This is a genomic window from Pseudomonas sp. TE3899 (assembly GCF_056279105.1).
Genome location: NZ_JBWBQR010000001.1, coordinates 5,666,415 through 5,690,224, shown reverse-complemented (window position 1 = coordinate 5,690,224; position 23,810 = coordinate 5,666,415). Strand labels below are relative to the sequence as shown.

Genomic DNA, 23,810 nt, shown 5'->3' with positions numbered 1-23,810 from the left:
CGCGAAGGCGGTGTGTCAGTCAGCATTAATGTTGAATGTGCTGACGTCTTCGCGGGCAAGCCTCGCTTCTGCAGGGTACTGAACGTTCCCACGCTCTGCGTCACAGGGACGCGGAGCGTCCCGGGCGGCATTCCCACGCAGAGCGTGGGAACGATCAATAAGCCCACGAGGTGGGCTTATTTCGCAGCCCAGGAATTGAAGCGCTGTTCCAGTTGCTCGCCGTTGTCAGCCCAGAAGCTGACGTCGATCTGCACCTGGTTGGCGATGTTTTCCGGGGTGGTCGGCATGTCTTTCAACACGTCCTTGGCCAGCAACGGAACGGCTTGAATGTTGGCCGGGCCGTAAGCGATGTTTTCCGAGTACGTCTTCTGCTGCTGCGGGGCCACCGAGTACGCGATGAATTTCTTCGCCGCTTCGGCACGGGTTTTATCCAGGCCTTTTGGAATCGCCCACGCGTCGAAGTCGTAGATCCCGCCGTTCCACACCACTTTCAGGTTGCTTTCTTTCTGCACGGCGGCGATCCGACCGTTGTAGGCCGAGCTCATGACCACGTCACCGGAGGCGAGGTATTGCGGCGGTTGCGCGCCAGCTTCCCACCACTGGATGCTTGGCTTGAGTTCATCGAGTTTCTTGAACGCGCGGTCCTGGCCATCCTTGCCGGCCAGCACTTTGTAGACGTCTTTCGGCGCCACGCCGTCGGCCATCAGAGCGAATTCCAGGGTGTACTTGGCGCCTTTACGCAGACCACGCTTGCCCGGGAATTTCTTGGTGTCCCAGAAATCCACCCAGCTAGTCGGTGCGGAAGCCAATTTGTCGGCGTTGTAGGCCAACACGGTCGACCACACGAAGAAGCCCACGCCGCACGGCTGGATCGCGCCTTTGACGTAGTCTTCAGTCTTGCCGAACAACTTCGGATCAAGCTGCTCGAACATGTCTTCGTCGCAACCACGGGACAGTTCTGGCGATTCAACTTCTACCAGGTCCCAGGACACGCTCTTGGTGTCGACCATGGCTTTGACCTTGGCCATCTCGCCGTTGTATTCGCCGGCGACGATCTTGCCGTTGCCCGCCGCTTCCCACGGTGCGTAGAACGCCTTGGTTTGCGCGGCCTTGTTCGCCCCGCCAAAGGACACCACGGTCAGGTCCGGGCCCGCAGCCATCGCGTGTGCCGCACCGATCATGCCCATGACCAAAGCGGTGAATTTCAGGGATCTCAACATTTATTGTTCTCTCCACGTGCAGGGTTGGTGTTGGTATTGCGGGGGGCGATCAATGCGCCTCTAAAAGAGGATCGAGCGCGCGAACGTGCTCGACCTGCCAGCCAAGCGGTACCACATCGCCAACCGCCAGCTCGGGATCGAGCTCGGCAATCGGCTGTTTCACGAAGAAGTCGGTCTTGCCGCAGACTTCCAGGCGCACCCGGACGTGGTCGCCCAGATAGATGAATTCCGCCACCCTCCCTGAGAAGCGGTTGACGCAGGACTCGCTCGAACCATTGAGGCTCACGCGTTCCGGGCGAATCGACAGGGTGACGGGCTCGCCGGTCTGGCCGACGTTGACCGCCAGTGCTTCAACTTTTTCACCGCGCCCCAGTTCAACGATGCAGCGGTCGCCGGTGTGGCTGTGCAGGCGGCCGTTGAGGCGGTTGTTCTCGCCGATGAAGTTGGCGACGAAGGTGTTTTTCGGTTCTTCGTAGAGCGTGCGCGGCGGGGCGATTTGCTGGATTTCGCCCTGGTGGAACACCGCCACACGATCGGACATGGTCAGGGCTTCACCCTGGTCGTGGGTCACGTAGACCACGGTCACGCCGAGGCGCTGGTGCAGGTGTTTGATTTCCATCTGCATGTGTTCGCGCAGCTGTTTATCCAGCGCGCCGAGGGGTTCGTCCATCAGCACCAGTTGCGGTTCGAACACCAGGGCACGGGCCAGGGCCACACGTTGTTGCTGACCACCGGACAATTGCGCCGGGTAACGCTGGGCGAACGCATCGAGCTGGACCATGCTCAGGACTTTCTTGACCTTGTCGCTGACGTCGCTCTTGTTCAAGCCGCGTACGGTCAGCGGGAAGGCGAGGTTCTCGGACACGGTCATGTGTGGGAACAACGCGTAGTTCTGGAACACCATGCCGATGTCGCGTTTGTGCGGCGGCACGTTGTTGATGGAACGCCCGGCCAGCAGGATTTCCCCGGCGGTCGGGGTTTCGAAACCGGCGAGCATCATCAGGCTGGTGGTCTTGCCCGAGCCGGACGGCCCGAGCAAGGTGAGGAATTCGCCTTTGCGAATGTCCAGGTTGAGGTCTTTGACGATCAGGTTCTCGCCGTCGTAGCTTTTCTGCACTCCACGAAAGCTGACCAGAATGTCATTGGCCCCTGCACTTGAATCGACCTGGCTCATACCCACACCTTTGTTATTGATGACTGCTTGTGGACTAAGCCTAGTGGACGCTGGGGACCGCGCAAATCGGGGCGCAGGAGAGAATCGCCTCAGCAGGATGGAAGGTTGGGGGTAGGGATTGCCCTACAAGGATGGCGCGTTTTGGCAAACGCAGCGGCAGGCGGTCAGCTGCAAGCAGCAAGAACAGGCAAAAGCAGGTTTACGGGGTGTCGCAAATGGACATGCCACCGAGATCCCCGTGGGCGCGGGCTTGCTCGCGAAAGCGGTGTGTCAGGCAATATTGATACGACTGACACGCCCCCTTGTAGGAGCGAGGCTTGCCCGCGAAGCTTTTAGCGTCAGTGAGGACGCCTTCGCGGGCAAGCCTTGCTCCTACAGGGTTCGTGGCGGGGTTTTAAAGGAGTTTATGTTCCATCGCGTACTTCACCAGTTCCGCCAGGGAGGTGATGTTGAGCTTTTGCATCAGCCGCGCCTTGTGGGTGCTGATGGTTTTGCTGCTCAGGGCCAGTTGCTGAGCGATGTCGTTGACGTTGGCGCCTTGGGCCAGGCGTTCGAACACCGAGAATTCGCGTTCCGACAATAACGAGTGCAACGGCCGGGAGTCGGTCAGACCGACCTCGAAGACCATGCGGTCGGCCAGGTCCGGGTCAATGTAACGCCCGCCCGCCGCGACTTTGCGGATCGCGGTCAGCAGCAGCGCCGGATCGCTGTCTTTGGTCGCATAACCAGCGGCGCCGACCTTCAACGCCCGGGCGGCCATTTGCGCTTCGTCGTGCATCGACAGCACCAGGATCGCCGGCGGGTTGTTCAGCGCGCGGATCCGTGGAATCGCCTCCAGGCCATTGACGCCGGGCATGGAGATGTCCAGCAACACCACTTCGCAGGGCACGTGACGCAGGGTTTCGAGCAACTGCTCGCCGTTGCTCGCCTCCCCCACTACCAGCAAATCCTTGGCCAGGCCGATCAATTGCTTGATGCCTTCACGGACGATGGTGTGGTCTTCGGCTACCAGTACACGGATCACTAGCCTCTCCTCATTAAATGCGATCTTTCAGCGATCCAAAGGCACCCGCACACTTAGCGTCGTGCCCTCCCCCGGCTCACTTTCAAGCGACAACTGCCCGCCCATGATCAACACCCGCTCGCGCATACCCACGACACCAAAGGATGTTGACCGGCCAGTAGCGGGAACAAATCCTACGCCATCATCGCTGACGGTCAGGCACAACTCGTCGCCTTCCAGCGCCAATGTCAGTTCGACAGTATGCGCCTGGGCATGGCGCATGACATTGGTCAGCGCTTCCTGAAGGATGCGGAACAGGCCAATCGCCTTGGCATCGCTGAGCAGCGGCAGGTTCTCCGGCACCTGCACCAGGCACGGGATCTGCGTACGCGCCTCGAAACGCCGGGCCTGCCACTCAATGGCCGAGGCGATCCCGGCATCGAGAATCGGTGGCCGCAGCGCCGTGGCCACATCCCGCACCAGTTGGAATAACTGAGCAATCAACCGCTTCATGCTGTTCAAGCGTTCCTGCAACCCAGGATCGAGCTGGGCGTACGCCAATTCACACATGGAGGTTTCAAGTTTCAACACGGTCAGCATCTGCCCCAGCTCATCGTGCACTTCCCGGGCAATGCGGGCCTTTTCCTCTTCCCGCACGCTTTCCAGGTGCGCCGACAACTCCCGCAGTTGCGCCCGGGAGCTGGCCAGTTCCAGTTCGATGCGCTTGCTTTCGCTGATGTCCCAGACGATCCCGTCCCACACATACGCGCCATCTTCCAGCCGCCGGGTGATGGCCTTGATCTCGGCCCAGCGCTGCTCGCCCGAACGCGTGAGGATTCGGCCCTGCCACGACCAGTCGCTGTCGGTGTCCAGCGCATGATCCTGGGTCTGGTGATAACTGGCCTTATCGTCCGGGTGCACCAGGCTGCGCAGACCTTTGTCCCGGTGGGCCAGGGTCGCCGGCGAATAACCAACCAGGCTCTCGCTGCCTTCACTGATGTAGGCAAAGTCGATCTGCCCGGTCACCGGTGCCCGCTCCAGGCGAAAGACCAATCCCGGCACGTTGGCGGCGATTCCTTGCAACCGCGCCTCGCTTTCCTGCAACGCGGCCAGGGCACGCCGGCGTTCGGTGACGTCATTCAGGTACACCACCAAATATTCGCCATCGCGAAACCGCAGGAAGCTCAACGAAACATCCGCCGGCAAAACGCTGCCGTCGGCGCGAACGCAATTGGTTTCGAAACTTTGCGGCCCTTCTTCGCTGGCGCGGGCGCGTTTCCACAGGTTCAGCCAGCGGTCCATGTGCAGCCCGGGCTCGAAGTCGATCAACGGCCGGTCGATGATGCCGCCAGATGGATAGCCGAGCATGGCTTCGGCGGCGCGGTTGGCGTAACGCACATGGCTGTCCCAGTTGACCCAGAGGATGCCGACGGTGCTTTGATCGATGGAAAACTGGGTCAGGCGCAGGGCTTCCTCACTGGCCTGGCGCAGGGCGATGTCTTGCCGCGCCGCCAGCAGCCGTTGCTCCAGGCTGTGTTGCTGGCGCCGCTGCCAGAACACGATGGCCATGCTGCTCAGCAGCAACACCGCCAACAACAGGCACAGGTTCTGCCAGAATCCCGGCGACTCGGACAGCCGCGGGTATTTGGGTTGCAGCCATTGGTTGTGCAGTTGTTCCAGGTCCTTGGCCGGGATCGCCCGCAACGCGCTTTCGACGATGCCGGCCAGCTCCGGCCAGTCCCGGCGCGTGGCCACCCGCAGCAGTTGCGGCAGGCCGATATCACCGACCACCACCAGTCCGGCGAATTCAGGTTCGGCGGACAAACGCCCCAACTGTGCTTCATCAACCACCGCGTAACCGGCCTGCTGACTCAACAGCAACTGCAACGCCTGACGCTCGATCGGCACGCCTTGCAGGTTCAGGTGGGGGAAGTTACTGCGCAGGTAATCGGCGGTGACGCTGGGCATGCGCACGGCGACGCGGGTCTGGCTGTCGAGTTTTTCCAGCTCCACCACACCGGCACCCTTCTGGTCGCTGACCACCAGTTGCGGCACGCGCATGTACGGGTCGGAAAATTGCCAGAGCTTGAGCCCGCCGGGAGTTTGGGTCAGCCCCGGGGCGATATCGACTTCGCCCTCGCGCACGGCTTGTTCCAGCTGTTCGACGTCGGGGAAGTTGCGCCAGCTCAACTCGATCTTGAGCGACTTGGCCAACCACTTCATCAACTCGACATTGACCCCGGACAAGCGCTGCAAGCGTCGATCGTATTGCGCATACGGCGCCTGCAACACCACGCCGACGCGCAATTCGCCATGCTCGGCCAGCCACTGCTGCTGGGCCGTCGACAACTGTGCAACGTGCGCAGGAGGCGCGGGCGCCGCCCAACTCATCAAGGGAAACCACAAACAGCCGATAACCCACAGGCAGCGAAAATGCTTCATTGAAGTCTCACACACTGACAAATACTGACCAACCCATTAGGCTGCCGGAATAACTTCTGGCCTGGAATATCCGATGCCCCCTGTCTACCGCCTGGCACTGCCAGCATTGTGCCTGTCGCTGATCCTGCCTTGCGCCTTCTCCGTCGAGGCCGCCGACCCGGCTCCCGCCACGGAAAAACCTGCCGACGCAAAACCGGCCGAGCGCCAGCCGCTGCTTGAGCGTAGTCAGGAAGAAGCGACCGCACTTGAGCGCACCGTGCCGGCCCAGGAACAGCAACAACTCCAGGCCGGGGCCGATACGTTTCTCGCTTTGTGGAAGCCGGCCAACACCCCCGAACCCAAAGGCGCGGTGATTATCATCCCTGGCGCCGGCGAGACTGTTGACTGGCCGCAAGCAATCAGCCCTTTGCGCAACAAACTGCCAGACGCCGAGTGGAGCAGCCTGAGTATCACCTTGCCGGACCTGCAAAGCGATGCCATTGCGCCACGTGTCGCCGAAGTCCCGCCGACGATCAAAGCCCCTGAGACGGGCAGCAAAGACTCGACCACCGCGACGCCCATCGAGCAAGCGGCCAGCGGTGAAGCGGACGTCGCCGATAAAGCGGTCGTGGAAACCACCGAAGAACAGTCCAAAGCCGACGCCGAGCGCATCTTCGCCCGCATCGACGCCGCCATCGCCTTTGCCGAACAGCAAAGTGCGCGCCGCATCGTGGTGCTGGGGCATGGCACCGGCGCTTATTGGGCCGCGCGCTACCTCAGCGAGAAGCAGCCTTCGCAAGTGGAGAAATTCGTGATGGTCGCGGCGCAGACGCCGGCGGCCAGTAAACCGGAACTGGTAGAACTGACGCCCACCCTCAAGCTGCCGACTGCCGATCTCTTTTATATGGACAGGCCACTGGATCGCAATGCAGCACTCGCGCGCCTGCAAGCCAGTAAACGCCTGAAAACGTCTGCCTTCAGCCAGGTGTCGCTCAAGGCGTTGCCGGGCAATACCAAGGCTGAGCAGGAGCAATTGTTTCGCCGGGTGCGCGGGTGGTTGAATCCGCAGCCGGTGGCGGAGCCATAGACCGCGTCGCCCCCGTTCGCGGGCAAGCCTCGCGCCTACAAAGGGTATGTCGTTCCCATTTCCGGCGTACGACACAAACCCTGTAGAAGCGAGGCTTGCCCGCGAAGGCGACCTCACTGACAACACAACTATGTGCTGCTAGCGAAAATCCCGCCGCGCCTTGATCAACGTATAGGCGTTATGCAATTCCCGCGTCTTGTCCGTCGCCTCGCGCACCTGCAACGCCGTCGCCCCCGAACCGGCGATCTTGTCCGGATGATGACGACTGAGCAGGCGCCGATAGGCCCGTTTGATCTGTTCCGGCTCGCTGGTCGCCGATACCCCCAACAGCCGCATGGCGTCCTGATACGTCACGGCGCTGCTGACTTGCGGGCGTTTCTGTGGTTCATAGTCGTGCGCCAACGCCAGCACCTGCTGCGGCGTCCAGCCCAACCATTTACCCCATTGCGCCAGCAGTTCACGCTCACTGCTGCCCGCGCGACCATCGGCCCAGACCATCCGCCAACACGCGCGCAGCACGCCTTCGGCCGCATGGGGCTGGGCACTCAAGCGTCGCAGATAGCCACGCAACCGGTCGTGCCCGTTTTTGCCGCGATTGAACGCGGCAATCGCACGCCGCTGCGCCGACTCGGTCATGTCCAGCGAACGCATCTCCTGACGCGCCTGCTGAATATGACCATCCACCACCCGTCCATCACACTTGGCCAACCGGCCCAGCAACACGAACAACAGTTCATCGTTGCGAAGCGCCGGCCGACCGCCGAGTTTTTCCCGTAAATGCGCCCAGCTCTGCAAGTGCAAGCGCCGGTCCAGCGCCTGTCCCAACAAGGCGCCGAGCATGGCCCCCGGAATGCTGGCTATGGCAAAGCCCGCTCCGGCTCCGATCAGAGTCCCTGGCCACAACATGTCAGCGGCTCGCTTCTATCAGGGATTCGGCTTCGGCCAGGCGTTCGTACGTGCCGACATCTACCCAATGCCCAGACAGTCGCTCACCGGAGACTTGCCCCGCAGCCATGGCTTGGCGAAACAGCGGTGCGAGCTTGAATGCGCCGGCCGAGCAGCCTTCGAACAGCTTTGGGTGCAGCACCGCGATGCCGCTGTAGGTCAGGGTCTCGGCATCCGGTTGCCCGTCGCGCACCTGGCCATCGACCAGAACGAAATCCCCGGCCGGGTGATGGGCCGGGTTGTCCGCCAGTACCAGATGAGCCAACCCGGCAATGGGTTGGCGTAGCGCGCTGAAGTCGTAATCGGTCCAGATGTCGCCGTTGACCACCACAAACGCTTCGTCACCCAGCAACGGCAAGGCACGGAAAATCCCGCCACCGGTTTCCAGCGGTTCGCCTTCGGGCGAGTACTGGATGCCGACGCCGTAACGGGAACCGTCGCCCAGGTAGTCTTCGATCTGCTGACCGAGCCAGGCGTGGTTGATCACGATCTCGGTAAATCCGGCGGCCGCCAGGGCGTGCAGATGATATTCAATCAACGGCACGCCGCCGGCACGCACCAGCGGTTTGGGGGTGGTCAGGGTCAGCGGGCGCATGCGTTCGCCTTTGCCCGCCGCCAGAATCATTGCCTTCATGCCGGGGCTCCAGCACGCAGGCTGGCCAGCAGCACATCCAGCTCCGCCAGTTCGGGACGACGGGCGATCACCGCGTCTATATAAGCAAAGAAGCGTGGCACGTCGGCGAGGTAGCGCGGCTTGCCGTCGCGGTGGCAGATGCGCGCGAAGATGCCGATCACTTTCAGATGACGCTGCACGCCCATCAGGTCGCAGGCACGGTGGAACTCTTCGAAGTCAGGCTGCACCGGAATGCCCAGCGCACCCGCCTGTTGCCAGTAATCCTGCAACCAGGCGTACACCCGCTCTTCAGGCCAGCTGAGGAACGCGTCCTTGAACAGGCACGTCACGTCGTAGGTCACCGGGCCATACACCGCATCCTGGAAATCCAGCACACCGGGATTCGGCTCGCTGAGCATCAGGTTGCGCGGCATGTAGTCGCGGTGCACCAACACGGTCGGCTGGGCCAGGGCGCTGTCGATCAACAGATCGCTGGCCTGTTGCCAGAGCATTTGCTGGGCGGCGTCAAACTCGATGCCCAGTTCGTGCTTGACGTACCACTGCGGGAACAGTTCCAGCTCGCGACGCAGCAGGGCCACGTCGTAACTTGGCAGCGGCGCCACCATCGGCAATTGCTGAAAAGCCAGCAACGCCTGCAGGGCATCCTTGAACAAATCGTCGGCATTTTCGCTGTCGATCACGTCCAGATACGTCTTGCTGCCCAGGTCATTGAGCAAAAGAAATCCGCGCTCGAGGTCCTCGGCATAAATTTTCGGCACATTTATTCCGGATTTCGCCAGCAGAAAAGCCATATCCACGAAGGGTTTGCAGTTTTCCTGGGGCGGCGGGGCGTCCATCACGATGAAACTTTTGCCCTCGCCTTCCCAGCGGAAATAGCGCCGGAAACTCGCGTCGCTACTGGCCGCGGTCAACGTGGCCGGGGGCACGGCGCCCCAGCCTTGCTCGGCAAAGAGGGTCGCCAACTGTTCGTCGAGCCAAACTTTCAGGTGTTGCAAGCGTACATCTTGGTCAGGCATTACAAGGGTCTCCGACGGCGCTAGCCGTCAAGCGGGTCATGCTTTATTATCCAGCATCTTTTTCAGACCATCGAGAGGCGTGCGGCCCACCACCGCGGGCAGATGGCACGCAGGAAGCCCGGACTAATAAGATGGCATTGAAATCCCCCGCGTTTCGTAAAAAATTTCCGTTGTTGGTTACCGGCAGTCTGCTGGCCCTGCAACCCCTAGCCACTTCCTACGTGGTCGCCGCGGAACAGTATGACTGCTCAGTCTCTGCTTCGGGTGCCTGGGACTGTGCGCCCAAGTCGCCGGCAGCTGCCTTGCCGCCGCGACCCGTCCATGACGGCAGCGCAACAGCCACCGCGAACGGCGAAGCTCCAGCCCAGAACGGCTCCAGCGAAGACACCGGCGCCAAGCCTGTACTCGTTACCGAGTCCAAGGGCCGTGGCCTGAAGTCCCGTAGCGCAGACTACAGTCACCTCGACTGGGTTCCGCGCGAGAAGCTCACTGCTGCGCAGTTGGCCGAAACCGGTCCTTACTGCTCTGGTTCCTATATCGAACCGATTCGTCCTGGCATGAATGACAAGACGAATAAAAGTGACGCTCCGACCTTTATCGGCGCGAAAGCTTCGCGCTATAACACCGAAGATCAGGTCGGCACGCTGGCCGGTGACGTGGTATTGCGTCAGGGCAGCATGCAGGCCGAGGCCGATGAGGCCAGTCTGTACCAGGCCGAGAGCCGTGGCGAACTGAGCGGTAACGTCCGCATTCGCGACAATGGCGCACTGCTCGTGGGCGACCACGCCGACGTGCAGCTTGACACCGGTGAAGCCAAGGTCGACAACGCCGAATACGTGATGCACAAGTCCCGTATCCGCGGTAACGCGCTGTACGCCAAACGTGCCGAGAACGCGATCATCCGCCTCAAGGATGGTACGTACACCACGTGCGAACCGAATAGCAACGCCTGGCAGCTCAAGGGCAACAACATCACCTTGAACCCGGCCACCGGCTTCGGTACCGCGACGAACGTGACGCTGCGGGTCAAGGACATTCCGGTCCTGTACACGCCGTACATCTACTTCCCGATCGACGACCGTCGCCAATCCGGTTTCCTGCCGCCGACCATCGGCACCGGCAGCGATACCGGCTTCATGCTGGTCACGCCGTACTACTTCAACCTGGCACCGAACTACGACGCCACGTTGTATCCGCGTTACATGAGCAAGCATGGCATGTTGGTGGAAGGCGAGTTCCGTTACCTGACCAAGTCCAGCGAAGGTCAGTTCGGTGCTGCGTACCTCAACGACGAGGACACCGATCGCAGCAAGCAGACCGATTACCAGAAAAACCGCTACATGTATAACTGGCAGCATAAAGGTGGCCTCGACTCGCGCGTCTACACACAAGTCGATTACACCAAGATCAGCGATCCGTATTACTTCCAGGATCTGCAGACTGACCAGATTGGTGTGAAAAGCGAAGACTATGTCACCCAGCAGGGTGCCGTCGTATACCGTGGCGATAACTACGCCGCGACGCTCAGCGCCACGGCCTATCAGTTGGCGACGGTCTCGGCCATCACGCCATACGACCGCTTGCCGCAAATCACCTTCAATGGTGCGCTGCCGCAACATCCGGGCGGGTTGGATTTCTCGTATAACACTGAAATCGTGCGGTTTGATCGCGACCTGGAAAACGGCAACTTCACCGATGAAGACGGCAATGTCAGTCCGCGACTGGACAGGAACGTTGCTGGCCTGGCGCGCGCCAATGGCGATCGTCTAAACCTGGCCCCGACTGTCAGCCTGCCTCTGAACTGGTCATATGGTTTCCTGAAACCATCGCTCAAGTACCAATACACCCAGTATCAACTGGACCTGGACAGCATCGGCAAAAACCAGATCGTGGCTCAGGATCAAGCCGCTGCCGCAGCCGGGACAGACAATGTCAATGGTCACTTCGGCTCCAACCAGAATCGTGGCGTACCCATTGCCAGTATCGACAGCGGACTGTACTTCGACCGAAATACCACATGGTTCGGCAAGAACTACCGCCAAACCCTGGAACCGCGCCTGTTTTACCTCTATGTACCTGAGGAGAACCAGGAAGACATCCCAGTGTTCGACACTGGCGAATACACCTTCAACTACGCGTCACTGTTCCGCGACAATCGCTTCTCCGGTACCGACCGTGTCGGCGACGAGAACAAACTGTCCCTGGGCGTGACGAACCGCTGGATCGAAGAAGACGGTTTCGAGCGTCAACGCATCAGCGTTGGCCAGGCCCTGTACTTCAAGGACCGCGAAGTCCAGTTGCCAGGTATCGACGCGAAAACCCGCGACGACGCGCATGCCAACGTTTCGCCGTACGCACTGGAATACGAATACCGCTGGAACCGCGATTGGCGCACCACGGCCGACTACAACTGGGACCCGGACAGCCGCAGCCCGCGTTCGGGTAGCGCAATGTTCCACTACCAGCCTGAAGACAACCCGAACAAGGTTATCAACGCCGGTTATCGCTATCGCAACGACCAGGTTCGTTACGACCAGAACACCGGTAAATGGACCGTGGGCGGCGGCAACTATGGCGTCGAAGGCCAACCAGGCTTCGTGAAGGATTACTACAAGATTCAACAGCACGACTTTTCGGTGATCTGGCCGATCGTGCCGCAATGGAACGCCATCAGCCGCTGGCAGTATGACTACAACCGCAACCGTACCCTGGAAGCCTTCGGTGGTTTCGAGTACGACAACTGCTGCTGGAAACTGCGCCTGATCAACCGTTACTGGGTTTCCTATGACGAGTTCAGTCAAGAAGCCCCGCAAAACGAAAAAGGCGACCATGGCGTCTTCCTCCAAATTGTTCTGAAGGGACTCGGCGGCCTCACTGGCGCCAAGGTAGAGAGCTTCCTCGACAAAGGCATTCAAGGTTATCGTGAACGTGAAGACCAAGCTTTCTGATTGTCTGCGCCCGCTAGTGCTGGGCGCGTTGTTCCTGGGTACCGCGGCTAACGCCGCGGTACAGTCCATCGATAAAGTGGTGGCCATCGTCGACAACGACGTGGTCATGCAGAGCCAACTGGACCAGCGGGTCCACGAAGTTCAGCAAACCATCGCCAAACGCGGTACTGCCGTGCCGCCGGCCAGCGTGCTGGATCAGCAGGTACTGGAACGCCTGATCGTCGAAAACCTGCAATTGCAGATCGGCGAACGTTCCGGCATCCGTATTACCGATGAAGAACTGAACCAGGCCGTCGGCACCATTGCACAGCGCAATAACATGTCGATCGATCAATTCCGTGCTGCCTTGGCTCACGACGGTCTGTCTTATGACGACGCCCGTGACCAGATCCGCCGCGAAATGATCATCAGCCGTGTGCGCCAACGCCGTGTGGCCGAGCGCATCCAGGTGTCCGAGCAGGAAGTGAAGAACTTCCTGGCATCCGACCTGGGCAAAATGCAGCTGTCCGAAGAATTCCGTCTGGCCAACATCCTGATTCCTACGCCGGAAAGCGCCAACTCCGACGCGATCCAGGCTGCGGCCAAACAAGCGGACGCGGTGTACCAGCAACTCAAGCAAGGCGCTGACTTCGGTCAGTTGGCAATCGCCAAATCCGCCAGCGAAACCGCGCTGGAAGGCGGCGACATGGGCTTCCGCAAAGCGGCCCAACTGCCACCTCCGTTCGATCGCATGCTGAGCACCATGGCAGTCGGCGACATCACCCAGCCAATGCGCACCCCGGGCGGCTTCATCATCCTGAAGATCCTCGACAAGCGTGGCGGCGCGACTCAGGTGCGTGACGAAGTGCACGTGCGTCATATCCTGGTCAAACCTAGCCCGATCCGCGACGAAGCAAAAACCAAGGCGTTGGCCGAGTCGCTCTACACCCGTATCGAAGCGGGCGAAGATTTCGGCGAACTGGCGAAAAGCTTCTCGGAAGATCCGGGTTCTGCCCTCAACGGTGGCGACCTGAACTGGATCGACCCGAACTCACTGGTACCTGAGTTCCGCGAAGTGATGGCCAAGACCCCGCAAGGTCAGCTGTCCAAGCCATTCCAGACCCAATACGGCTGGCACGTTCTGGAAGTCCTTGGCCGTCGCGCCACCGACAGCACCACCCAGGCCCGTGAGCAGCAAGCGATGACTGTACTGCGTAACCGCAAATACGACGAAGAGCTGCAAACCTGGCTGCGTCAGATCCGTGACGAAGCGTATGTAGAGATCAAACTCCCTGGTGCAGACCAGGCAGCGCAGTGAAACCGAAGCGTTTCGCGCTGACACCCGGCGAGCCGGCCGGCATAGGTCCCGACCTGTGCCTGCTGCTCGCCTCGCAAGCCCAGCCACATCCCCTGATTGCCATTACCAGCCGCGACCTGCTCATCGAGCGGGCCGCGCAACTGGGCGTGGTCGTCGACCTGCTGCCGGTCACCCCGGATCACTGGCCGGACGCTCCTGCACCGGCCAACAGCCTGTATGTCTGGGATACGCCGCTCAGTGCACCGGTTACCGCCGGGCAACTGGACAAGGCCAACGCGGCGTTCGTCCTGGAAACCCTGACCCGTGCGGGCCAAGGCTGCATGGACGGGCATTTCGCCGGGATGATCACCGCGCCAGTGCACAAGGGCGTGATCAATGAATCCGGAATCGCTTTTTCCGGGCACACGGAATTCCTCGCCGACCTGACCCATACCGCCCAAGTGGTGATGATGCTCGCGACGCGCGGATTGCGCGTGGCACTGGTCACCACTCACCTGCCCCTGCGCGAGATTGCCGATGCAATCACCCCGGAGCGCCTGGAGCGGGTCACACGAATCCTGTACGCCGACCTGCAAGAAAAATTCGGCATTGCCCAGCCTCGCATCCTGGTCTGTGGGCTCAACCCCCACGCCGGTGAAGGCGGACACCTGGGCCATGAAGAAATCGACATCATCGAACCTACATTAGAGCGCCTGCGCGGCGAGGGCATGGACCTTCGCGGTCCCCTGCCCGCCGACACTCTGTTTACCCCCAAATATCTGGAGCACTGCGACGCGGTGCTGGCGATGTACCACGACCAGGGCCTGCCGGTGCTGAAGTACAAAGGCTTCGGCGCGGCAGTCAACGTGACCCTCGGCTTGCCGATCATCCGCACATCGGTGGACCACGGCACTGCCCTGGACCTGGCCGGTAGCGGCAACATCGACACCGGCAGCCTGCAAGTCGCCCTGGAAACCGCCTACCAGATGGCCGAGACCCGTTTATGACCGAGCATTACCAACACAAGGCGCGCAAACGCTTTGGCCAGAACTTCCTGCACGATGCCGGCGTTATCGACCGTATCCTGCGCGCCATCCGCGCCAAACCCGAAGACCGCCTGCTGGAAATCGGCCCGGGCCAGGGCGCACTGACCCAGGGCCTGCTCAACAGCGGCGCGCAACTGGACGTGGTGGAGCTGGACAAGGACCTGATCCCGATCCTCAACCAGCAGTTTGCCGACAAGAGCAACTTCAACCTGCACCAGGGCGATGCGCTGAAATTCGACTTCAATAGCCTGAATGCCGCGCCGAACAGCCTGCGAGTGGTCGGCAACCTGCCGTACAACATCTCCACACCGCTGATTTTCCACCTGCTGAACAACGCCGGCATCATTCGCGACATGCACTTCATGCTGCAAAAAGAAGTGGTCGAGCGTCTGGCGGCAGGTCCTGGCGGTGGCGACTGGGGTCGCCTGTCGATCATGGTTCAGTACCATTGCCGGGTCGAACACCTGTTCAACGTCGGCCCGGGCGCGTTCAATCCGCCGCCGAAAGTCGATTCGGCCATCGTGCGCCTGGTGCCCCACGACGTGCTGCCGCACCCGGCCAAGGATCACAAGCTGCTGGAGCGCGTCGTTCGCGAAGCCTTCAACCAGCGCCGCAAAACCCTGCGCAACACCCTCAAGCTGCTGCTGAGCAACGACGAGATCGAAGCCGCCGGCGTCGATGGCAGCCTGCGTCCCGAGCAACTTGACCTGGCCGCCTTCGTGCGCCTGGCCGACAAGCTCAGCGAACAAGTCCTGCAGGCTCCCGTTGCCAACTGACAGGCGATGAGCGTTATCGGGTAGGACGCCAGACGCGATGTCTGGTTTACTACCCGATACTTGGCCTAGACTGAATCCCATCAGCTACGCCCCGCGTCCCGCTCCGTTTTTAAGGCCTCTTGCATGTCCGATCCTCGTTATCAGGTCGACGTCAGCGTCGTCACCCGCTATCTGGCAGAACAATCGCAACCCGAGCACAACCGCTTTGCCTTCGCCTACACCATCACCGTGCACAACAATGGCGAGCTACCGGCCAAACTGTTGTCGCGGCACTGGGTGATCACCGACGGTGACGGGCATGTGGAAGAGGTTCGCGGTGCGGGCGTCGTGGGTTTGCAGCCGCTGATCCAGGCCGGCGAAAACCACACCTACAGCAGCGGCACAGTGATGACCACCAAGGTCGGCACCATGCAAGGCACGTATCAGATGATTGCCGACGACGGTAAACACTTCGACGCCGTGATCTCGCCTTTCCGCCTGGCGGTGCCCGGAGCCCTGCACTGATGGCAACGTACGCCGTCGGCGACCTGCAAGGCTGCCTCGAACCGCTGCAATGCCTGCTCAAGCAAGTAGCCTTCGACCCTGCCCGGGACACACTGTGGCTGGTGGGCGACCTGGTCAACCGTGGCCCGCAGTCCCTGGAAACCTTGCGCTTCCTCTATAGCCTGCGCGAATCGCTGGTGTGCGTGCTTGGCAACCACGACCTGCACTTGCTGGCCGCCGGGCACAACATCGAACGCCTGAAGAAAAACGACACCCTGCGCGAGATCCTCGAAGCGCCGGATCGCGCGGAACTGCTGGAGTGGCTGCGTCAGCAAAAACTCATGCACTACGACGAACAGCGCGACATCGCCCTGGTTCATGCCGGCATACCACCCCAGTGGTCGCTGCGCAAAGCCTTGAAGTACGCCGGCGAAGTCGAAGCCGCCCTGCGCGACGACAACCTGCTCCCGCCTTATCTGGATGGCATGTACGGCAATGAGCCGGCCAAATGGAACAGCGACATCACTGGCGTGGAACGCTTGCGGGTGATCACCAACTATTTCACCCGCATGCGCTTCTGCACCAGCGAGGGCAAGCTTGACCTCAAGGGCAAGGAAGGCGCCGACACCGCGCCACCGGGTTACGCCCCGTGGTTCAAGTACAAGGAGCGCAAGACCAAGGGCCTGAAGATCATCTTCGGTCATTGGGCGGCCCTTGAAGGCAAATGCGACGAGCCCGGCGTCTTCGCCCTCGACACCGGTTGCGTCTGGGGCGGCGCCATGACCCTGATGAACGTCGACACCCTCGAGCGCCTGAGCTGCAAATGCGACGAACAGGGCCACAGCAAGCCGTCAGTCGCCCCACCTATTCCCGATCAAACGTCAGCCAGCGCCCAGCGCTAGACTGCGCTTTCCGCCGAGCCACAGGAGCCCGCCATGAGCGAATTCAAACGTATCCCCCCAGAACAGGCCCAGGCCCTGCGCGAACAAGGCGCAGTGGTGGTCGATGTCCGTGATCCGCAAACTTATGCCGCGCTGCACATCGCCGGCTCGAAGCATCTGGACAACGTTTCCATCTCGGATTTCATCCGCGCCGCCGACCTCGATGCGCCGACCGTGGTGGTCTGCTATCACGGCAATTCCAGCCAGAGCGCCGCCGCCTACCTGATCAGCCAGGGCTTCTCCGACGTCTACAGCATGGATGGCGGTTTTGAGCTGTGGCGCACGACTTATCCCTCGGAAACGGCGCAAGGCACTTCCGAATAATTTTTTTGTAACGTGCAAGCCCCGGCCCCCGTGGGCTCGCGCGGTGGCAGACGAACGGTCTGCCACAACTAATTACGTATCTCGCCTTTACCTCCCGAATAAGCAACTATCCTTAAGCGCAGGCCATCCAAAACAGGGGAGAGCCGGTACACCGGCGCGCGGGTCATCGGGAGTAGCTTTCGGGGGAGTCCGCTCCGAAAGAGTTCTGGGGGGTAAACAGCGACTGCATATCCAGTGGCTGCCAGCATCGACTGAATGATCCGGCGTCGGCTCCACGTATCGAGCGAGGTGACGTCATGAGTATCTTTAGCCACTTCCAACAACGCTTCGAGTCCACACGCCAGGAAGAACTCTCGCTGCAAGAGTACCTGGAGCTCTGCAAGAAGGACCGCAGCGCCTACGTTTCCGCCGCCGAGCGCCTGCTGCTGGCCATCGGTGAACCGGAGCTGCTCGACACCTCGGCCAACTCGAGACTGTCGCGAATCTTCTCCAACAAGGTGATCCGCCGCTATCCGGCCTTTGAAGACTTCCACGGGATGGAAGAATGCATCGACCAGATCGTGTCGTATTTCCGCCATGCCGCCCAGGGCCTTGAGGAGAAGAAACAAATCCTCTACCTGCTCGGCCCCGTCGGTGGCGGTAAATCGTCCCTGGCCGAAAAGCTCAAACAGCTGATCGAGAAAGTGCCCTTCTACGCGATCAAGGGCTCTCCGGTATTCGAATCGCCTCTGGGTCTGTTCAACGCCACTGAAGATGGCGCGATCCTCGAGGAAGATTTCGGCATTCCACGGCGCTACGTGAATACCATCATGTCGCCCTGGGCGACCAAACGCCTGGCCGAATTCGGCGGCGACATCAGCCAGTTCCGGGTGGTGAAACTCTATCCGTCGATCCTCAATCAGATCGCCGTGGCCAAGACAGAGCCTGGGGATGAGAACAACCAGGACATCTCGGCGCTGGTGGGCAAGGTCGATATCCGCAAACTGGAAGAATTCCCGCAAAACGACGCCGACGCCTATAGCTACTCGGGCGCGCTATGCCGGGCCAACCAGGGCCTGATGGAATTCGTCGAAATGTTCAAGGCGCCGATCAAGGTGCTGCACCCATTGCTGACGGCCACCCAGGAAGGTAACTACAACAGTACCGAAGGCCTGGGCGCGATTCCGTTCACCGGGATCCTGTTGGCTCACTCCAACGAATCGGAGTGGCACACCTTCCGCAACAACAAGAACAACGAAGCCTTCATCGACCGGATCTACATCGTCAAAGTGCCGTACTGCCTGCGGGTCAGCGACGAAGTGAAGATCTACGACAAGCTGCTGTTCAACAGTTCGCTGGCCAAGGCCCATTGCGCCCCCGACACCCTGAAAATGCTCGCCCAGTTCACCGTGCTCTCGCGTCTCAAGGAGCCGGAAAACTCGAACATCTACTCCAAGATGCGCGTGTATGACGGCGAGAACCTCAAGGACACCGATCCGAAAGCCAAGTCGATCCAGGAATACCGCGACAACGCCGGTGTAGATGAAGGCATGAACGGCCTGTCGACCCGGTTCGCGTTCAAGATCCTGTCGAAAGTCTTCAACTTCGACCCGCACGAAATCGCCGCCAACCCGGTGCACCTGCTCTACGTGCTGGAACAACAGATCGAACAGGAACAATTCCAGGCCGAGACCCGCGAACGCTATCTGCGCTTCCTCAAGGAATACCTGGCGCCGCGTTATATCGAATTCATCGGCAAGGAGATCCAAACCGCCTACCTCGAGTCTTACAGCGAGTACGGGCAGAACATCTTCGATCGCTACGTGCTATACGCCGACTTCTGGATCCAGGACCAGGAATACCGCGACCCGGAAACCGGCGAAATCCTCAACCGCGTGGCACTGAACGAAGAACTGGAGAAAATCGAAAAACCGGCCGGCATCAGCAATCCGAAGGATTTCCGCAACGAAATCGTCAACTTCGTGCTGCGCGCCCGGGCCAACAACAACGGCAAGAACCCAACCTGGCTCAGCTACGAAAAACTGCGGGTGGTCATCGAGAAGAAAATGTTCTCCAACACCGAGGACCTGCTGCCGGTCATCAGCTTCAATGCCAAGGCCAGCAAAGAGGACCAGCAGAAGCACAACGACTTTGTCACAAGGATGGTGGAGCGCGGCTACACCGACAAACAGGTACGGCTTCTTTCAGAATGGTACCTACGGGTCCGGAAGTCTCAGTGACGCAGCGGCAAGCTCCAAGCTGCAAGCGACAAGTGAGAAGCGCATAAGCCCTGATATCCGGGCAACTGCTTCTTCTTGCAGCTTGCAGCTCACAACTTGAAGCTGCCCGGAGGGCCCTATGAGCTATGTGATCGACCGACGTCTCAATGGCAAGAACAAGAGCACGGTGAACCGCCAGCGGTTTCTGCGGCGTTACCGTGATCACATCAAAAAGGCCGTCGAAGAGGCGGTCAGCCGGCGTTCCATTACCGATATGGAACATGGCGAACAGATCAGCATTCCCGGCCGCGACATCGACGAGCCGGTGCTTCACCACGGCCGCGGTGGCAAGCAGACCGTCGTGCACCCCGGCAACAAGGAATTCACCAGCGGCGAACACATCGCCCGGCCACCCGGCGGTGGCGGCGGCAGAGGTCCCGGCAAGGCCGGCAACTCCGGCGAAGGGATGGATGAGTTCGTCTTTCAGATCACCCAGGAGGAATTCCTCGAGTTCATGTTCGAGGACCTCGAGCTGCCGAACCTGGTCAAGCGCAACCTGACCGGCACCGACACCTTCAAGACCGTGCGCGCCGGCATCAGCAACGAGGGCAACCCGTCACGGATCAACATCATCCGCACCCTGCGCTCAGCCCATGCCCGACGCATCGCCCTGTCCGGCAGCAGCCGTGCGCGACTGCGGGACGCCAAAGAGGAACTGGCCAGACTCAAGCGGGAAGAACCGGACAACTTCGGCGACATCCAGGAAATCGAGGCGGAAATCGAGAAACTCAGTGCGCGGATTCACCGGGTGCCGTTCCTCGACACATTCGACCTCAAGTACAACTTGCTGATCAAGCAGCCCAACCCCAGCTCCAAAGCGGTGATGTTCTGCCTGATGGACGTGTCCGGCTCGATGACCCAGGCGACCAAGGACATCGCCAAGCGCTTCTTCATCCTGCTGTACCTGTTTCTCAAGCGTAACTACGACAAGATCGACGTCGTGTTCATCCGCCACCACACCAGCGCCCGGGAAGTGGACGAGGAAGAGTTCTTCTACTCGCGGGAAACCGGCGGCACCATCGTTTCCAGCGCCTTGAAACTGATGCAGGAGATCATGGCCGAGCGTTATCCGAGCAACGAGTGGAACATCTACGCCGCCCAGGCTTCCGACGGCGACAACTGGAACGACGACTCGCCGATCTGCCGTGACATCCTGATCAACCAGATCATGCCGTTTGTGCAGTACTACACTTACGTGGAGATCACCCCGCGCGAACACCAGGCCCTTTGGTTCGAATACGAACGCATCGCCGAAGCCTTCTCTGACACTTTTGCCCAGCAGCAACTGGTCTCGGCCGGGGATATCTACCCGGTCTTCCGTGAACTCTTCCAGCGCAGGTTAGTGACATGACCGCCAAAGAGCAGAAGCGCCAACCCATTTCCACCGGCTCCGAATGGACATTCGAGCTGATCCAGGCGTACGACAAGGAAATCAGTCGCCTGGCGGCCCGCTATGCCCTGGATACCTACCCCAACCAGATCGAAGTGATCACCGCCGAGCAGATGATGGACGCCTACGCGTCCGTCGGCATGCCACTGGGCTATCACCATTGGTCCTACGGCAAGCACTTCCTCAGCACCGAAAAATCCTACACCCGTGGGCAGATGGGCCTGGCCTACGAGATCGTGATCAACTCCGACCCGTGCATCGCCTACCTGATGGAAGAAAACACCATCTGCATGCAGGCGCTGGTGGTGGCTCACGCGTGCTATGGCCACAACAGCTTCTTCAAGGGCAATTACCTGTTCCGCACCTGGACCGACGCCAGTTCGATCATTGATTACCTGGTGTTTGCCAAGCAGTACATCATGCAATGCGAAGAGCGCCACGGCATCGACGCGGTGGAAGACTTGCTCGATTCCTGCCACGCCCTGATGAACTACGGCGTTGACCGTTACAAACGTCCCTACCCGATTTCCGCCGAAGAAGAACGCCGGCGGCAGAAGGATCGCGAAGAGCATCTGCAGAAACAGATCAACGACCTGTGGCGCACCATTCCCAAAGGCGCGGACAAGTACAGCGACAAGGACAACGCACGCTTCCCCGCCGAACCTCAGGAAAACATCCTGTACTTCATCGAAAAACACGCGCCGCTGCTGGAGCCGTGGCAGCGGGAAATCGTGCGGATCGTGCGCAAGATTGCCCAGTATTTCTATCCACAGCGCCAGACACAGGTGATGAACGAAGGCTGGGCGACGTTCTGGCACTACACGCTGATGAATGACCTGTACGACGAAGGCCTGGTCACCGACGGCTTCATGATGGAATTCCTGACGTCCCACACCAGCGTGGTGATGCAGCCAGGTTTCGATAGTCCCTACTACAACGGCATCAACCCCTATGCTTTGGGCTTCGCCATGTACCGGGACATTCGGCGCATGTGTGAACACCCCACCGAGGAGGACTACCGCTGGTTCCCGGAAATCGCCGGCACCGATTGGTTGTCGAGCATCAAGTTCGCCATGAGCAGCTTCAAGGATGAGAGTTTCATCCTGCAATATTTGTCACCCCAGGTGATCCGCGACCTGAAACTGTTCAGCATTCTCGATGACGACCAGAAGGATGATCTGCTGGTCCCGGCCATTCACGATGAACCCGGCTACCGGACCATCCGTGAAACCCTGGCCGCCCAGTACAACCTGGGCAATCGCGAGCCCAACGTGCAGATCTACAGCATCGATCGGCGTGGCGACCGCTCCCTGACCTTGCGTCACCAGCAACACGACCGCAAGCCACTGGGCGAGTCCACCGAGGAAGTGCTCAAGCACCTGCATCGGCTGTGGGGCTTCGACATTCACCTGGAAACCCTGCAAGGCGACCAAGTGATGAAAGTCCATCATGTTCCACCCAGAAGCGAGCACGCCGAAGGGGATTACGGTCGGCTCGACCTGGCTGTCATTCACCTGTGATTTTTGGTTTCTGCCTCCGGAAGTTCGACGCAACGGTTATTCTGTCGAGCTAACGGAGGTTTTTTATGCAGATTTATAAAGTTGGCGGCGCCGTACGCGATCGCCTGCTGGGCATACCGGTCACTGACGTCGACCGGGTTGTGGTCGGCGCGACCACCGAAGAAATGCTCGCCAAGGGTTTTCGCCCGGTGGGTGCGGACTTCCCGGTGTTTCTTCACCCCAAGACCGGCGAGGAATACGCCCTCGCCCGCACCGAGCGCAAAAGTGGACGTGGTTATGGCGGTTTCACTTTTCACGCCAGCCCCGAAGTCACCCTCGAAGAAGACCTGATTCGCCGCGACCTGACGATCAACGCCATGGCCGAAGACGATCAGCACAACCTGACTGATCCTTACCATGGCCAGCGCGATCTTGAAGCCCGTGTTCTGCGCCACGTTTCCCCCGCGTTCGCCGAAGATCCGCTCCGTGTCCTGCGCGTTGCCCGCTTTGCCACGCGCTATGCCGGACTGGGTTTCACCGTGGCCCCCGAGACGCTGGAGTTGATGCGTCAACTGAGCGATTCAGGCGAACTCGAAGCCTTGACCGCAGAGCGTAGCTGGAAGGAAATCTCCCGCGCCCTGATGGAAGATCAGCCGCAGGTGTTCATCGAAGTACTGCGGGCGTGTGGCGCGCTCAAGGTGCTGATACCGGAGGTCGACGCGTTGTTCGGCGTGCCGCAGCCCGAAGCCCATCACCCGGAAATCGACACCGGCGTGCACACCTTGGGCGTGCTGGAGCAAGCGGCGCTGCACAAACAACCACTGACGGTACGCTGGGCTTGCCTGCTGCATGATTTGGGCAAAGGCCTGACCCCGAAAGAGGAATGGCCTCGGCATATCGCCCACGAGCACACGGGCCTGAAGCTGATAAAAGCGGTGAACGAACGGTTCAAGGCGCCGAAAGACTGTCAGGAACTGGCGCTGCTGGTGGGCCAATACCACACCCATGGGCATCGGGCCCTGGAGCTGAAGCCATCGACCTTGCTGGAGTTGCTGCAAAGCTTCGACGTCTACCGGCGGCCGCAGCGGTTTGAGGAATTTATTGCGGCGTGCGAGATGGATGCTCGCGGACGTAAAGGCCTGGAGCAGAGAAGTTATCCACAGGCGGATTATCTGCGCGGGGCAGCGGTTGCGGCGCGGGGCGTTGCGGTTCAGCCCTTGCTGGAGAAGGGATTCAAGGGGCCGGAGCTGGGCGAGGCGATCAAACGGGAACGGCTTAAGGCGTTGAAGGCCTACAAAGAGGCGGCGTCGGCCTGAAAAGCTTCGCGGGCAAGCCTCGCTCCTACAGGACTTCTGCAAACCCTTGTAGG

General features: G+C 60.4%; 19 protein-coding genes. 12 read left to right on the top strand and 7 right to left on the bottom strand.

Annotated features, from left to right (window positions below; translation table 11 throughout):
• Positions 1 to 176 precede the first annotated feature (176 nt).
• From ACZ89E_RS25770 to ACZ89E_RS25755, 4 genes are all read right to left on the bottom strand, one after another.
• Positions 177 to 1,220, bottom strand: coding sequence for an ABC transporter substrate-binding protein (locus ACZ89E_RS25770; protein ID WP_149659560.1), 1,044 nt, complete (start codon positions 1,218 to 1,220; stop codon positions 177 to 179).
• A 49-nt stretch (positions 1,221 to 1,269) separates the two neighbouring features.
• Complete coding sequence (locus ACZ89E_RS25765; RefSeq protein ID WP_149659561.1) at positions 1,270 to 2,394, bottom strand: ABC transporter ATP-binding protein; 1,125 nt, start codon at positions 2,392 to 2,394, stop codon at positions 1,270 to 1,272.
• Positions 2,395 to 2,788: 394 nt separating this feature from the next.
• A complete protein-coding gene (locus tag ACZ89E_RS25760; RefSeq protein ID WP_003210977.1) occupies positions 2,789 to 3,418 on the bottom strand; it encodes a response regulator in 630 nt (209 codons plus the stop codon).
• Between the two features lie 27 nt (positions 3,419 to 3,445).
• The gene (locus ACZ89E_RS25755; RefSeq protein WP_149659562.1) at positions 3,446 to 5,839 is read right to left on the bottom strand and encodes a PAS domain-containing sensor histidine kinase; all 2,394 of its coding nucleotides are present in this window, start codon (positions 5,837 to 5,839) and stop codon (positions 3,446 to 3,448) included.
• A 73-nt stretch (positions 5,840 to 5,912) separates the two neighbouring features.
• Here ACZ89E_RS25755 and ACZ89E_RS25750 point away from each other — a divergent pair, with 73 nt between their 5' ends.
• Positions 5,913 to 6,905, top strand: coding sequence for an alpha/beta hydrolase family protein (locus ACZ89E_RS25750; RefSeq protein WP_463258630.1), 993 nt, complete (start codon positions 5,913 to 5,915; stop codon positions 6,903 to 6,905).
• 138 nt (positions 6,906 to 7,043) lie between these two features.
• Here ACZ89E_RS25750 and ACZ89E_RS25745 read toward each other — a convergent pair whose 3' ends face one another.
• The 3 genes from ACZ89E_RS25745 to ACZ89E_RS25735 are packed head-to-tail and all read right to left on the bottom strand — an operon-like array spanning position 7,044 to position 9,500.
• Positions 7,044 to 7,811: a TerB family tellurite resistance protein gene (locus ACZ89E_RS25745; protein ID WP_149659564.1), complete on the bottom strand. Its 768-nt coding sequence runs from the start codon at positions 7,809 to 7,811 to the stop codon at positions 7,044 to 7,046.
• Between the two features lies 1 nt (position 7,812).
• Entirely contained in the window at positions 7,813 to 8,484 is a 672-nt protein-coding gene (gene murU / locus ACZ89E_RS25740) for an N-acetylmuramate alpha-1-phosphate uridylyltransferase MurU (protein WP_463258631.1), read from the bottom strand.
• On the bottom strand, positions 8,481 to 9,500 hold the full coding sequence (locus tag ACZ89E_RS25735) for an aminoglycoside phosphotransferase family protein (RefSeq protein WP_476256689.1): 1,020 nt from the start codon (positions 9,498 to 9,500) through the stop codon (positions 8,481 to 8,483). The genes murU and ACZ89E_RS25735 overlap by 4 nt, the downstream gene beginning before the upstream one ends.
• Positions 9,501 to 9,631: 131 nt before the next feature.
• Here ACZ89E_RS25735 and ACZ89E_RS25730 point away from each other — a divergent pair, with 131 nt between their 5' ends.
• The 11 genes from ACZ89E_RS25730 (at position 9,632) to ACZ89E_RS25680 (ending at position 23,757) form a co-directional block, all read left to right on the top strand.
• The gene (locus ACZ89E_RS25730; RefSeq protein WP_149659567.1) at positions 9,632 to 12,448 is read left to right on the top strand and encodes an LPS-assembly protein LptD; all 2,817 of its coding nucleotides are present in this window, start codon (positions 9,632 to 9,634) and stop codon (positions 12,446 to 12,448) included.
• Entirely contained in the window at positions 12,423 to 13,745 is a 1,323-nt protein-coding gene (gene surA / locus ACZ89E_RS25725) for a peptidylprolyl isomerase SurA (protein ID WP_178129144.1), read from the top strand. Before ACZ89E_RS25730 ends, surA begins: the two co-directional genes overlap by 26 nt.
• Positions 13,742 to 14,731, top strand: a complete 990-nt coding sequence (pdxA, locus tag ACZ89E_RS25720; RefSeq protein WP_463258634.1) for a 4-hydroxythreonine-4-phosphate dehydrogenase PdxA — start codon at positions 13,742 to 13,744, stop codon at positions 14,729 to 14,731. The genes surA and pdxA overlap by 4 nt, the downstream gene beginning before the upstream one ends.
• Positions 14,728 to 15,546 carry a 16S rRNA (adenine(1518)-N(6)/adenine(1519)-N(6))-dimethyltransferase RsmA gene (gene rsmA, locus ACZ89E_RS25715; protein WP_463258635.1) on the top strand — a complete coding sequence of 273 codons (819 nt, stop codon included), beginning with the start codon at positions 14,728 to 14,730 and terminating at the stop codon, positions 15,544 to 15,546. The genes pdxA and rsmA overlap by 4 nt, the downstream gene beginning before the upstream one ends.
• Positions 15,547 to 15,669: 123 nt before the next feature.
• Positions 15,670 to 16,050, top strand: coding sequence for a Co2+/Mg2+ efflux protein ApaG (gene apaG, locus ACZ89E_RS25710; RefSeq protein WP_149659571.1), 381 nt, complete (start codon positions 15,670 to 15,672; stop codon positions 16,048 to 16,050).
• Positions 16,050 to 16,931 (top strand): symmetrical bis(5'-nucleosyl)-tetraphosphatase, encoded by an 882-nt coding sequence (locus tag ACZ89E_RS25705; RefSeq protein ID WP_476256688.1) that lies wholly within the window; start codon positions 16,050 to 16,052, stop codon positions 16,929 to 16,931. Before apaG ends, ACZ89E_RS25705 begins: the two co-directional genes overlap by 1 nt.
• A 33-nt stretch (positions 16,932 to 16,964) precedes the next feature.
• Complete coding sequence (gene glpE, locus ACZ89E_RS25700; RefSeq protein WP_149659573.1) at positions 16,965 to 17,294, top strand: thiosulfate sulfurtransferase GlpE; 330 nt, start codon at positions 16,965 to 16,967, stop codon at positions 17,292 to 17,294.
• A gap of 296 nt (positions 17,295 to 17,590) precedes the next feature.
• Positions 17,591 to 19,513 carry a PrkA family serine protein kinase gene (locus tag ACZ89E_RS25695; RefSeq protein ID WP_054044143.1) on the top strand — a complete coding sequence of 641 codons (1,923 nt, stop codon included), beginning with the start codon at positions 17,591 to 17,593 and terminating at the stop codon, positions 19,511 to 19,513.
• Between the two features lie 118 nt (positions 19,514 to 19,631).
• The gene (locus ACZ89E_RS25690) at positions 19,632 to 20,903 is read left to right on the top strand and encodes a YeaH/YhbH family protein (RefSeq protein WP_054616829.1); all 1,272 of its coding nucleotides are present in this window, start codon (positions 19,632 to 19,634) and stop codon (positions 20,901 to 20,903) included.
• On the top strand, positions 20,900 to 22,462 hold the full coding sequence (locus ACZ89E_RS25685; RefSeq protein WP_133835752.1) for a SpoVR family protein: 1,563 nt from the start codon (positions 20,900 to 20,902) through the stop codon (positions 22,460 to 22,462). The genes ACZ89E_RS25690 and ACZ89E_RS25685 overlap by 4 nt, the downstream gene beginning before the upstream one ends.
• Before the next feature lie 65 nt (positions 22,463 to 22,527).
• Complete coding sequence (locus tag ACZ89E_RS25680) at positions 22,528 to 23,757, top strand: multifunctional CCA addition/repair protein (protein WP_476256687.1); 1,230 nt, start codon at positions 22,528 to 22,530, stop codon at positions 23,755 to 23,757.
• Positions 23,758 to 23,810: the final 53 nt, after the last annotated feature.